This window comes from Phyllobacterium sp. MT110, assembly GCF_058792715.1.
Genome location: NZ_JBXAFE010000001.1, coordinates 18,702 through 31,341, shown reverse-complemented (window position 1 = coordinate 31,341; position 12,640 = coordinate 18,702). Strand labels below are relative to the sequence as shown.

At 61.1% G+C, this 12,640-nt stretch carries 10 protein-coding genes and 1 tRNA gene; 4 read left to right on the top strand and 7 right to left on the bottom strand.

Annotated elements, in window-relative coordinates:
- The first annotated feature begins 228 nt into the window (after positions 1-228).
- A complete protein-coding gene (locus tag AC1Q5O_RS00145; RefSeq protein WP_464662781.1) occupies positions 229-1,188 on the top strand; it encodes a DUF937 domain-containing protein in 960 nt (319 codons plus the stop codon).
- A 111-nt stretch (positions 1,189-1,299) separates the two neighbouring features.
- Here the strand turns inward: AC1Q5O_RS00145 and AC1Q5O_RS00140 are convergent, their stop codons facing one another.
- Positions 1,300-1,587: a DUF1127 domain-containing protein gene (locus tag AC1Q5O_RS00140; protein ID WP_158531265.1), complete on the bottom strand. Its 288-nt coding sequence runs from the start codon at positions 1,585-1,587 to the stop codon at positions 1,300-1,302.
- Positions 1,588-1,793: 206 nt separating this feature from the next.
- On the opposite strand from AC1Q5O_RS00140, the gene AC1Q5O_RS00135 reads away from it, so the two are divergent.
- Entirely contained in the window at positions 1,794-2,750 is a 957-nt protein-coding gene (locus AC1Q5O_RS00135) for a LysR substrate-binding domain-containing protein (RefSeq protein ID WP_492561514.1), read from the top strand.
- 4 nt (positions 2,751-2,754) lie between these two features.
- Here the strand turns inward: AC1Q5O_RS00135 and AC1Q5O_RS00130 are convergent, their stop codons facing one another.
- On the bottom strand, positions 2,755-3,324 hold the full coding sequence (locus AC1Q5O_RS00130; RefSeq protein WP_472461740.1) for a DUF2585 domain-containing protein: 570 nt from the start codon (positions 3,322-3,324) through the stop codon (positions 2,755-2,757).
- 83 nt (positions 3,325-3,407) lie between these two features.
- Here AC1Q5O_RS00130 and xseA point away from each other — a divergent pair, with 83 nt between their 5' ends.
- A complete protein-coding gene (xseA, locus tag AC1Q5O_RS00125) occupies positions 3,408-4,991 on the top strand; it encodes an exodeoxyribonuclease VII large subunit (protein ID WP_492561513.1) in 1,584 nt (527 codons plus the stop codon).
- 1 nt (position 4,992) lies between these two features.
- On the opposite strand, the gene AC1Q5O_RS00120 is transcribed toward xseA, so the two are convergent.
- The 5 genes from AC1Q5O_RS00120 to AC1Q5O_RS00100 all read right to left on the bottom strand — a co-directional run bounded on the left by AC1Q5O_RS00120 (position 4,993) and on the right by AC1Q5O_RS00100 (position 9,110).
- Positions 4,993-6,096, bottom strand: a complete 1,104-nt coding sequence (locus AC1Q5O_RS00120; RefSeq protein WP_492561512.1) for an ABC transporter substrate-binding protein — start codon at positions 6,094-6,096, stop codon at positions 4,993-4,995.
- On the bottom strand, positions 6,093-7,478 hold the full coding sequence (locus AC1Q5O_RS00115) for a sensor histidine kinase (RefSeq protein WP_492561511.1): 1,386 nt from the start codon (positions 7,476-7,478) through the stop codon (positions 6,093-6,095). Before AC1Q5O_RS00115 ends, AC1Q5O_RS00120 begins: the two co-directional genes overlap by 4 nt.
- The gene (locus AC1Q5O_RS00110) at positions 7,468-8,145 is read right to left on the bottom strand and encodes a response regulator transcription factor (RefSeq protein ID WP_223612394.1); all 678 of its coding nucleotides are present in this window, start codon (positions 8,143-8,145) and stop codon (positions 7,468-7,470) included. Before AC1Q5O_RS00110 ends, AC1Q5O_RS00115 begins: the two co-directional genes overlap by 11 nt.
- 207 nt (positions 8,146-8,352) lie before the next feature.
- Positions 8,353-8,429 (bottom strand) — tRNA-His (locus AC1Q5O_RS00105).
- A 225-nt stretch (positions 8,430-8,654) separates the two neighbouring features.
- A complete protein-coding gene (locus AC1Q5O_RS00100; protein WP_105736338.1) occupies positions 8,655-9,110 on the bottom strand; it encodes a phasin in 456 nt (151 codons plus the stop codon).
- 290 nt (positions 9,111-9,400) lie between these two features.
- On the opposite strand from AC1Q5O_RS00100, the gene AC1Q5O_RS00095 reads away from it, so the two are divergent.
- Positions 9,401-12,565 (top strand): histidine kinase dimerization/phospho-acceptor domain-containing protein, encoded by a 3,165-nt coding sequence (locus AC1Q5O_RS00095; protein ID WP_492561510.1) that lies wholly within the window; start codon positions 9,401-9,403, stop codon positions 12,563-12,565.
- The last annotated feature ends 75 nt before the right edge of the window (positions 12,566-12,640 follow it).

The following is a 12,640-nucleotide window of genomic DNA, read 5'->3' as shown; positions in this document are numbered from 1 at the left end:
GACCTGACTGCATCTGCGCCGGGCGTGGTTCGACAGGCTCACCATGAGGGAGGATGAGGATTGCAGGGAGCCTTATTCTGCAACCTTCGCGATTGGTGTTGCATCAAACCACTCCCCCTCGTGGTGAGCCTGTCGAACCACGCGCTCTAAGCCGATAAAAAGATTGAACTTTGCTTGTCGGCAGGGCTACTCTTCCCTCGTGCATCAGCCCGAAGGAGGATCGGCGCCATGAATCTCGTAGACATGTTCCTGAAGGGACAGGGTGGGCAGGCCGTGGAGGCATTGTCCCGCCAGTTTCAGCTCTCGCAACAACAGACAATCGCCGCCATTGAGGCATTGATGCCCGCCTTTTCGCAGGGCTTGCAGCGCAATACCGCCGATCCCATGGGTGTCGGCGCCTTCATCCAGTCGCTGTCGTCGGGCCAGCACGTCAATTATTTTGATAATCCGCAGGCGGCCTTCAATCCGGCAGGCATTGCCGACGGCAATGCCATTTTGAACAATCTGTTCGGCTCGAAGGAGTTGTCACGCGCCGTCGCCGATCATGCCGCGCGGATGACCGGTATCGCCGTCAGCACGCTGCAGCAGATGCTGCCCGTGCTCGCATCCATGACGATGGGCGGGCTCTACAAGCAGTCGACGGGCCAGTTTGCAGCGGCCGGGCTCGGCGGCGGCAATGTCATTGGCGATTTCATCGAGCAGATGATGCGGCAAAGCGGTGGCATCGGCGGCCAGACCGCTCCCAACCAGCCGGGCGCCGCCAACCCCTGGGGCCAGATTCTGGAAAGCATGCTCGGCGGCGGCGCTGCCGGAGCGCCACAGCAGCCGCAGGGTCAGGCCAATCCGTGGGGCAACAATCCGCTTGGCCAAATCCTCGAACAGATGACGCGCGGCGGGTTTCCCGGCGCCACGCCGCAAGGACAGCAGCCGGCGGGAAACGCGCAGAACCCGTTCGGCGACAATCCCCTCGGCAAAATCTTCGGCGATATGCTCGGCGGCGGCGCGCAACAGCGCACGGCACCGGAGCCTCAGCCCCGGCAGCCGGACCAGCCGCCCGCTGCCAACAATCCGTTCAAGGATGTCCTCGACCAGATGTTTGAAACGGGCCGGAAAACCAATGAGCAGTATCAGAAGGGCGTCGAATCGATTTTCGACCAGTATCTGCGCGGCATGGATCGCAACAAATAGCTTGCCCCATAAAGAAAAAGCCCGGCCAGAAGGCCGGGCAGTGGGCAGGCGGGGCACCGGGAGGGGATTCCGGTGTGAATGGGACGCCTGCTAAACCGTCAAAATCGATGCTCAGCTGATCGAGCGTGCTGCGCGCAAACGGGCCCGTACATCGGCCAATGCACCCAGTTTTTCGCTCGGATCTTCAAGCAGCGACGTGCCAAGGGCTGAATGCAGATCACCGCGCGTGACACCGATGTCATGCAGCATTTGATCATTCCACTCCCCGAGGCTCAAAATCGTTTTGCGATTGCGGCGGGCGACGATCATTCGGGTGACAAAGCCAGCGGCCTGGGCCAGCGCGAAAGCGATCGCGGGCACAAATCCATTTACTTCAGTCGTTCTCGTTGTCGTCGTCATCGCCCTACTCCTTTTTTGAATGGCGCTGATCAAGAAGGGTTGAATCACGTGGAAACCATTTTCTACGCATTACGCCCGGTATCGTTTCAACACAGGCGTCTCCTGAACATCCGTAGAATGATCCACAAAAATTGATTATTCAAACGAATGTTTTTCATGTAAACGTTCAATAATAATGATGGATTGAACCGTCCGGGAGCAAAGCCATGAGTGCGCCTCTTGATCTTGACCAATTGCAGACATTTATCGCCATTGCCGACAGCGGCAGCTTCACCAGAGCGGCTGATGCGGTCAACAAGACACAGTCAGCGGTCTCCATGCAGATGCGCCGGCTGGAAGAGCGGGTTTCCAAGGCCCTGTTTGAGCGCGATGGCCGCACCAACAAGCTGACCGAAGACGGCGAGCGTCTGCTGGCCTATGCACGGCGCATGATGCAGCTCAACGGTGAAACCATCGCCGCCTTTGACGATACGCAGCTGCAGGGCCATATCCGCATCGGCACGCCCGACGACTATGCCGACCGCTTCCTGCCGGAAATCATGGCGCGCTTTTCCCGCTCCAACCCGCGTGTCGAACTTTCGGTGGTGTGCGAACCCACGGTCAATCTCGACGAGATGATCCGCAAAGGGCAGCTCGATCTGGCGCTGGTCACCCAGTGCGACGACATGCGCCGTTCGGAAGTGGTGCGAAGCGAGCAATTGCTCTGGGTCACCTCGGCGCACCATACGGTGCATGAGGAGAGGGTGCTGCCGCTTGCCGTTGGCCGCCCCACCTGCATCTGGCGCGCCGCCGCAATCGACGTGCTCGACACCATGCATCACGACTATCGCATCCTGTTCACCAGCTGGTCGGCGACGGTCCTGGCAGCAGCGGTGCTTGCCGGCCTTGCGGTCTCGATCCTGCCGGAATGCGCCCTGCGCCCCGGCATGCGTGTGCTCACCGAAGCCGACGGCTTTGGCCGCCTGCCGGAATTCGGCATCGGCATCATGCGCGGCCACACCAAGCCCTCCGCCATCGTGGATGCGCTCGCGCAGCATATCGTCGAAAGCCTCGACAACCTGTCGATGCCAACCCCGGTCAGCATGGCGCCGGCGGCCGCGCCGAACCAGGTCAACCAGCGCCTGCGGCAGGTGCGCTCCACAGAGCTGGTTCCGGGCTGGTAGGCGGTTACAGCCCGCCCTGCCACGCCTTGATGGCATCGAGCGGATAGACCAGCATCAAGACATTGAGGGTGAGATTGTCACGAATGACATATCCCGCAAGCAATTCGAAGACGATGGCGATGATGATCGTCAGCCAGAGCGGCGCGCGGGAGGCAAAGAAAAAGCCGATCACCATGAACAGGATATCGCACACCGAATTCAGCACGCTGTCCCCGGTATAACCGAGCGCAATGGTCGCCTCGCGGTAGCGATTGATGACCATGTCGGTGTTCTCGAAAATCTCCCACGCTGCTTCCACCACGATGGCAAGGAGCAGGCGGAAGCCCACCGGCTTGCTGCGCGCAACCAGCCACAAAAGGCCGTAGAACAAAAAGCCGTGGATGATGTGCGACAGGGAATACCAGTCGGAAATGTGCTGGGAATTGTCGGACGAGTTGACTTCGCCCACCCAGAGCTTGACGGTTCCGCAGGTGCAGATGGGATTGCGGCCCATCCACAGCAGGATGATGGCGGTCAGAGCGATCATCGCAGCGCCGATCATCAGATAATGGCGCAGACTGAGACGTTGCGTCATGAGCATTCCCCTTTTCATCCCCCGGCCCTGCAACACAGGCCTCCAAGACTTGACGCCATACATCACCCCGTTAGGAATAGGGAATGACCGAAAAGTCCGAATCGACGTCCAACGTTGCCGAATATTCCGTATCCGAAATCTCGGGAGCGCTAAAGCGCACTGTTGAGGACACGTTCGGCCATGTGCGCGTGCGCGGCGAAATTTCCGGTTATCGCGGCCCCCATTCCTCGGGCCATGCCTATTTTTCCCTGAAGGACGACAAGGCCCGTATCGAGGCTGTCGTCTGGCGCGGCAGCATGAGCCGGCTGAAATTCCAGCCCGAAGAGGGCATGGAAGTCATCGCGACGGGCAAGCTGACCACCTATCCCGGCTCGTCGAAATACCAGATCGCCATCGAGCAGATGGAACCGGCCGGTGCCGGGGCTTTGATGGCGCTTCTGGAGGAACGCAAGCGCAAGCTCGGTGCCGAAGGTCTGTTCGATCCGGCCGCCAAGCAATTGCTGCCCTTCATGCCGCGCGTCATCGGCGTGGTCACCTCGCCCACGGGTGCGGTTATCCGCGATATCATTCACCGCATTACCGACCGCTTTCCGCTGCACGTGCTGGTCTGGCCGGTGCGCGTGCAGGGCGAAACCTCCGGCGCGGAAGTGGCCGCCGCCGTCAACGGTTTTAATACCCTGCAGCCGGGCGGCGCCTTGCCCCGGCCCGATGTTCTCATCGTGGCGCGTGGCGGCGGCAGCCTGGAAGATCTCTGGGGTTTCAATGACGAAATCGTCGTGCGCGCCGTTGCGGCCTCCGATATTCCTGTCATTTCAGCCGTCGGGCACGAAACGGATTGGACGCTGATCGATCTTGCCGCCGACGTCCGCGCGCCGACCCCGACCGGCGCCGCCGAGATGGCGGTACCCGTGCGGGCCGACCTGCAGGCAAGCGTCGCCACCTATGGCGCGCGGCTGGCGGCGGGCATGTCGCGTTACCTCGACAATCGCCGTCAGGCCCAGCGCGCCCTGTCGCGCGCCCTGCCCTCCGCCGACCAGCTGCTTGCCCTGCCCCGGCGGCATTTCGACGAAACCGCCGCCCGGCTCGGCCGCGCCCTGCAGGCGAACACCCAGAAAAAGCGTGCGCATTTCGATGGCCGCGCCCGGCAATTGTCACCGCGTGTGCTGCAGCAGCGGTTCCGCGAAAAGCAGCGGGAAGTCACCGTTTTCGGCGACCGCCTGCCGCGCAGCCTGAGCGTCTTCCTGCGTGACCGGCGTGCCGTCTTTGCCCGTCATACCCAGCGTCTGTCGCCTGAACCGATTGCCCGCCTTGCCGTGCGAGGGCGCCAATCGCTGACCCAGCTGGAACGGCGGCAGGATCAGGCCATCGGCATCACGCTGGACCGGGCAAGGCGACGCGGCAGCGAACTCGAACGGCTGATGAAAACCCTTTCGCATGAGAGCGTACTCGAGCGCGGTTTTGCCATCGTGCTCGACACGGCGGGCGCTCCTGTAAAACGCGCCGCTGCCATTGCCAGCGGCGATCATCTGACGCTGCGCTTCCAGGATGGCGAGGTTCAAGCCGTGTCCGGGGAAGGTGAAGCCAATCCGATGCGGCCAAAGCCGGAACGCCCGGCTCCGGCAAAGAAGCCTGCCGCGCCCGGCACGGACCAAGGCTCGCTTTTCTAGCTTATTCCCGTGTCCATTCCGGGCTGTTGAGCTCGATCAATGAGCGCGACCAATCCTCGATGAAGCGCTGTCTCTGCGCCCAATCCTGCACTGCCAGCAGCCCCGGCCCGATGCGGATGGGCTGGGCAATTCCCGATTCCTTCAGGTTCTGTGGCCCGTCGACATCCGGCGGCAGGCTGCCCGTTTCGGAAAAATAGAAGGCGTTGCTCCGCGCAATCGACTGGCCGCGCTCCGACAGGAGATAATCAAGGAATTGCGCGCCAAGGTCGCTGCGCTCTGCGGATTTGGGAATGAGCGCTCCGCGGCTGAGCACCAGCGTATAGTCCCGCGGCACGACAACCCTGAGGTCCGGATGCCTTCGCGCCACGTCATAGGCATAGGAACCCAGCATGTTGTAGCCGATATAGAGGCGGCCGCTCGCCACCTCCTCGAGAATTTCGCCGGTGCAGCATCGCGCCACCGCAGAAGCGCGTGCCATGCTTTCCAGCAAGCGGCCGAAGACGGTGTTCGTCTGCCGCGCGTCATTGAAGGCCAGCAAATAGCCAACGCCGGACAGGCGGATGTCGTAGGTGCCGACGCGGCCGCGATAATAGTCAAGACGTTCGCGCAGGAGGTCGGCGAGTTCCACGTGGGTGCGGGGCACCTCGGCCGGCGGGACCTTGCGGGTGTTGTAGACGAAGACGGCCGGTTCGTAGGTGAAACCAAAAACCTCGTCGCGCCAGTTGGCCCAATCGGCCACGCGCTGCGTTTCCGGCGATGTGTGCGATGCGGCACAGCCGTCATTGGCCAATTTCAGCAACTGATCCACTGACGACGACAGAAGCAGGTCTCCGAGCGGCTCGTCCTTGCGGCAGGCCTCACTGGCCAGCGCATGCAGTTCATTGGTGAGATACTCAATGTAATCAATCGATATGCCCGGTGCGGTGCGCTGAAAATCGTCGATCAGCGGCTTCATGGCAGCCAGATCGGTGGTTGAATAGATCGTCAGCTTGCCGGTTTCCGTCTGGAGCGCCGGAAACCGTGTATGATTGTCCGTTGCCGCCAGAACCTGCGATGTCAGGGCAAGGATCGTGGCAATCATCGTAGCCGTGAAACGTTTCATCATTTCGCGGGCCCCTTGTGCAACGGCAATGTCAGGATAACCGTGAAGCTCTTCTCGTCCCGTGCGCGAAAACCTAGCGTGCCGCCATGGGCATTGACGACTTCCTGGGCAATGGCGAAGCCGAGGCCAGAACTGCCTTCGTGCGATTTCGATGTCGCGAAACGCTGGGTGGCTTTTTCCCAACCCTCCGGCGGAATGCCGGGGCCGTCATCCTCGACCTCGACATAGGCGTCGAGCGCATCGGAGCGCACCCGCACCTCAAGCCGCTGATCCGTCCCGTGCCGCAGGGCATTGTCGATGACATTGACGATAGCCTCGCGCAGGCTGACCGCATCGCCAAGAACAAAGGGGCGGTCATCGGGCGCTTCGAACGAGATGACGATATCGGGGTCCACGGTAATGGGAATGGCGGCGCGGTAAGCACGGCGGGCCACATCGACGAGGCTGATCGGCTCAAGCTGGATGGAATCGGCGCGGTGGATGACCATGGCGTGGCTGAGCAACTGGTTGGTCAGGCGCGCCAGCTCGCCGGTGCGCTGCTGTACCCGCTCGAAATGCTGCCGTCCGGTCTTGTCCAGCTTGTCATGCCCGAGAAGATCGATCTGCGCGGACAGGGCCGTCAGCGGTGTCCGGATCTGGTGGGCGGCATCGGCGATGAACCGCTGCAGCAGGTCGACGCGTTCATTCAGGCGGCCCATGAAATGATTGATGGAACTGACAAACGGATCAAGCTCGCGCGGAACGCCGACCGAGACGGGCGTCAGGTCATGCGGGTCACGGCGGCGCACGGCCGCCCCCAATCGCTCCACGGGCTGCAAGGCATAGCGGATGGCCAGCATGGCACCGGCAAAGGCGAGAAAGCTCATGACGACGACAAGGATGGTGGCACGCAGCGTCAGTTCCCGCGTCAGGGCGGAGCGCGCCTCGTTGGTCTGCGCCACGACGACATAGGCATGTCCCGTCACCGAGGGGTCGGCCAGCACGCGGGTGGCGCGGGCTATGCGCACCGCCTCGCCCTTGTAGATACCTTCGCTGATGCTGACGGCATCGCGCGCGCCATCCGGTGGCGCCGGGCTTTGCAGATCGTCATAGCCGGTCACGGTTTTGCCGTTGGTATCGATGACGCGGTAGAAAATCCGGTCGCGTTCGGCAAGACCGAGCAATTCGAATGCCGATGTGGGCAAACGGGCGCTGAGCGCGCCTCTTTCGACGGAAAGACTCTCGGCCATCTGCAGGGCAGCGCCGACAAGCAGCCGGTCATAGGCCTTGTCGGCCGCCGTTTCCGCGTAATACCAGGCCGCGCTGACAAGAATCGCCGCACCGATACCCAGAACCAGCGAAATACGCCGGGCCAGACGGGCAAAGAGGGACGGCTCATGCTGCATCGCCGGCCACCAGTTGATAGCCCAGCCCGCGCACCGTCACGATGCGCGCCTGCGCGCCTTCCAGTTTCTTGCGCAACCGGCCGACATAGAGCTCGATGGCATTGGCATTGGCGGCCTCGTCGAACCCGAAGATCTGGTCGAGCAGTTCGTCCTTGCTGAAAACACGGCCGGGCCGCGCCGCCATGACTTCAAGCAATGTCAGTTCGCGCCGCTTCAACTGGACTTCGCGCTTGCCGACATGGACGGACCGTGCGCCGCGGTCGATGGCGATATCGCCGCATTTGATCAGATTGGTCGCCTCGCCGCCGGTGCGCCGCCGGATCAGCACGCGGGCGCGCGCCTCAAGCTCGCGAAAATCGAAGGGCTTGACGAGATAGTCATCCGCCCCCAGATCGAGGGCGCCGACGCGGTCCTCGATCTCGGAACGCGCCGTCAGCACGAGGACGGGAACGGCATTGCCGGATCTGCGCAGGCGCTTGAGAATCTCAAAACCGTCCATGCCCGGCAGCATGACATCAAGGATGATCAGCGAATATTCAGTGAAATCGATGATTTCCGCCGCGGCACGGCCGTCAGTTTCCCAATCGACAGCATGGCCGATCGCCTCGAAACGCTTGGCGATAGCCTCCCCCACATCATGCGTATCCTCAACCAGCAATATGCGCATGGTTTTCATTGACATGAACGCCCGCCGGGATCAATTGACGATGAATGCTTTTACCATGCAGGGATTGAATGCAACGGCCGGCCGGTGCGGGCTTGAGAACAGCGCCATTACCGGCGCGCGGCATCAGCCGCGGTGCGCAAAAGCAACCGGACCGCTGGTGCGGGTGGTTTGATCCGGCTTTGTATTTTGGGAAGGTTTTGGAAGAAGTGGTACGGACGGGTGGATTCGAACCACCGACCTCAGGAGCCACAATCCTGCGCTCTAACCAACTGAGCTACGACCGCGCACCGTCTTCTTTTCGACAGGGGTCACATACGTAAGATTGATGCTTTTGGCAAGCACCCGATGCAACAGAAAGGTAAAAACCAACAAAAAAGAAAAGGCCGGGGGAGGAACCGGCCTTTTCCATTAATGCAAGACCCATACGGGAGGAACTATCGGGTCTTGCTTGTCCAGCGGCCGGGAGGAAGGAGTGCCGCCGGAGTATTTTTTCATCAAAGGCCTTTAAATCAGGCGACCTTGACGTCCTTGATTGCCTTCTCGACAGCCGACTTGACCGGAGCGGAGATTTCTTCAACAGCCTTGGTTGCAACTGTCTGGAATTCCTTGGCCTGGTCGGTCAGGGCTTCAGCCTGCTTGCGAACGAACGCGCTCTGCAGTTCGATGACTTCGCCGAAAGACTTAACACCGATCAGGGCTTCGATATGAGCGAAGCTGGCTTCGGTGTTGGCGCGCAGCGCAGCCAGAGCCTTGAGGGAGAGAGCAGCAGTGTTCGACTGTGCAGTTTCAAACGTGCTTTCGAGTGTCTTCTGGGCAGCTTCGGCCTGATCCTTGATCTTGGCATAGGCTTCCTTGGACTGGGCAACGCCCTTCTCGGTGAATTCGCGAACCTGATCGGTTACAGCGGTCGCATCAAAGGCAGGGATCGAGAACGCATCAGCAGTCTGTTTGGTGGTCTTGCTCATAATCTGTTCCTTCCATGTGCAGCCGGTCTATGCGGCTGCTTGTGAATTCATGACCCGTGTATAACCCAATTTATTGTGCATTGCAACATTTCTTTTGCACCGCACAATCAAACGTCTGATTTTTCATCCAAATATTTTTGTGGAGCGTCTTCCAAGTTAACTAAACCAAGAGAAAGACGTGTGACGTGAGGGACTGTGAGTGGACGATTGATCGCCAGACGATTATTAACAGAGTATTAAGACAATCCGCAGACAGCGGATGCTTTATTGTGGAGTGCACCGGTCAAACGATGACGTCTGGAACTTACCCATTCATCGATATTGCCGTTCTGGATGAAATTCGCGAGCATTTTGCCAATGGCGATGCGCTTGTGGTGATTTCGCCGGATCTGGAGAATGTCATCTGGGCGAATGGCCAGGGTGCAAATGCGCTTGGCTATGCGACCATCGACGATATTCTCGATGCCGGCTCCGTGCTCAATGTACAGGCAAGACGCCAGCTCATGGCGCTCGACGGTTTCCCCGCCATCGGCCATGGCCGCACGGTGTCATTGCGTGTGGCCTTCGGCCTGGCCAGCCGCATCCTGACATTCCAGGCAAGCGACCTGACCCTGCCGCGCGGTGAAGCCGCCATCCTGCTGTCCGTCGCCAATACGGCTCGACTGACATCCGAAACGGAGATCGCCGCGCTGGCCATCAAGGGCTTCGGAGACAGCGCCACCCATGCGGCCATGATCGATGCCGCCGGCACGGTCTTGGCAGCCTCCGAGCAGTTCCGCAGCATCGGCTTCAACGACAAGATGCTGGGCGATCTGGTGCGCGAAGTGCGCCTCGAACGCAACCGGCTGGTGAAGCGCCCGGTGCAGACAGCCAACGGTTTTGTGCCGGCCGGCATAGCGCGGCTGACCGACAGCCCTGCCCTGCATCTTCTCTTTGCCATCCGCGACGTCAATGCAAGCGCAGAGCAACCGGTAAAAGCCGCGGACAAGCAGCCCGAACCGCCCGCAGTACCGCCCATCACCGTTGTCCATGATGTCCAGGACAGCGGCGTCGAAGCGACGGAACCGCCGCGCAGCACCGCTGCCGTTGAACCAGCGGGGCAACAGGCGGAGAACGCGGCGCCCGAGGATGGGCCTTTTCAGTACAGGCACTCCGACAACCCCGTCCGTTTTGTCTGGAAGGTGGATGCGGAGGCGCATTTCGACGAAATATCTCCTGAATTTGTCGGTGCGGTAGGCCCCAACTCGGCGGCGGTCATCGGAAAATCCTTCCGCGACGTCGCGAACGTCTACGGGCTCGACAGCGGCGGCGAGATTGCAGAACTTCTCGAACGGCGCGACACGTGGTCGGGCCGCTCCGTCCTGTGGCCGATCGAAGGCACCGATTTACGTGTGCCCATCGAACTGGCGGCCCTGCCGATCTATTCGCGCGAGCGGGTGTTCATGGGCTTTCGCGGGTTCGGCGTTGCCCGCATGGGTGATGTTACGACCGATCCCGAGGCGATTGGCAAGGCGCTCGCGCCCAAGCCCATTGCTCCCGTCGATGTATTCAATGGCGAAAAACCCGCCATTGCCATCACACCCGCCGCACCGGCCGAGCCCGCCCGCAACAAAGCCGGAATAGAAGCAATTGAAGGCAATGTCATCCCGTTGAAGACCAACCGTCTTCCGCGTGATGACGGGCGCCTGAACGATGCGGAACGCAATGCCTTCAGGGAAATCGCCGAACGGCTGCGCCGCGAAGTTCTGGCCGACAACCCGAAGGAAGCCGCCCCTGCGGCTGCCGCAACAAACGCCGAAGCGCCATCGGATCAGCTGGCAGTGCCCGCTCCGGTCGTGCCCCCGGTTCCCGATGCGGAAGTCGTCGGCCCCGGTTTCACCGTGTCGGCAGACAAAGAGGCAAAGGCAACTGCGGCCGATCCGGCGCCGCAGACGGATTTTGCCGAGAATATCCGCACACAAGCCCGGCAAGGCGTCGATACCGCTGTTCTGGCGGCCCTGCCTCTTCCCGTCCTCATCCATCGCCATGGCATTCTTCTCTATGCCAACAGGGCCCTCCTCGACGCCACGCTTTATGAAACGCACGAAAACATCAACGCGGCAGGCGGCCTGAATGCACTTTTTGCCGAAAATCCGGAACAGGCCGACAGCGAGACAACGGATGGTGTGAACCTGCGTCTGAGCGACGGCACGACCCGGCGCGTTCAGGCGCATCTTCAGGCCGTGCGCTGGGACGAGGACGGCGAACGCGCCCTGCTGCTGGCTTTGTCGCCTGAGGCGCAGCCGCCTGTGCTGCAATCGCCGGAACAGCGGTTCGACGACAGCGAGCGGCAGCTCCTGCAAACCCGCATCGACGAGCTGAACGCGATTCTGGATACCGCGACGGATGGGGTTATCTTGCTTGATTCCGCCGGTGCCATCCGTTCGGTCAATCATTCGGCGGCGGCGCTGTTTGGCTATAATCCGGAAGACGTGGAAGGCAAGGCGTTCTCCCTGCTCTTTGCCATCGAGAGCCAGCGGACGGCCATGGACTATGTCAGCAGCCTGTCGGACAACGGGGTTGCCAGCGTTCTCAATGACGGCCGCGAGGTCATCGGCCGCGAAAGCAAGGGGCGGTTCATCCCGCTGTTTATGACCATCGGCAAGCTCGATGCGTCAAAAGGCTTTTGCGTCGTGTTGCGGGACATCACCCATTGGAAACAGGCCGAGGAAGAATTGCTCAGCGCCAAGCGCGAGGCGGAGCGCACCTCCAGCCAGAAGAGCGAATTCCTCGCCCGGATCAGCCATGAAATCCGCACGCCGCTCAATGCCATCATCGGTTTTTCCGAGTTGATGGCGGACGAAAAATTCGGCCCTGTCGGCAATGAGCGCTATCGCGACTATCTCCACGATATCAGCCGTTCCGGCAATCACGTTCTGTCGCTGGTCAATGATCTCCTCGACATTTCCAAGATCGAGGCGGGTGCGGTGGAGTTCGACTTCCAAGCGGTTTCGCTGAACGACGCCCTCACCGAGGCGGTGGCGATCATGCAGCCACAGGCGAACCGCGAGCGGGTGATCATCCGCTCCAGCCTTACCTCGCGCCTGCCCGACATTGTCGCCGATCAGCGGTCGATCACCCAGATTGCCCTCAACCTCCTGTCGAACGCCGTGCGCTTTACCGGGCCGGGCGGACAGGTGATCGTTTCGACCAGTTATGAACCCAGCGGCGACGTGCTCCTGCGGGTGCGCGATACCGGTATCGGCATGACGCGGCAGGAAGTCGAACAGGCCCTGCGCCCCTACAAGCAGATCACCACGCCCAAACATGCGCGCACCGACGGCACGGGTCTCGGGCTGCCGCTGACAAAGGCCATGGCCGAGGCAAACCGCGCAAGCTTCGCCATCGATTCCGCGCCGGGGCGCGGCACGATGGTCGAAATCAGTTTTCCGTCGACCCGCGTCCTCGCCGACTGAAAATTGTAAGACAGCTTCCCATCGCCTCATTCAGTCCGCAATGCGGTGGCAAACGCTCTGCAACAAATTGGCGCC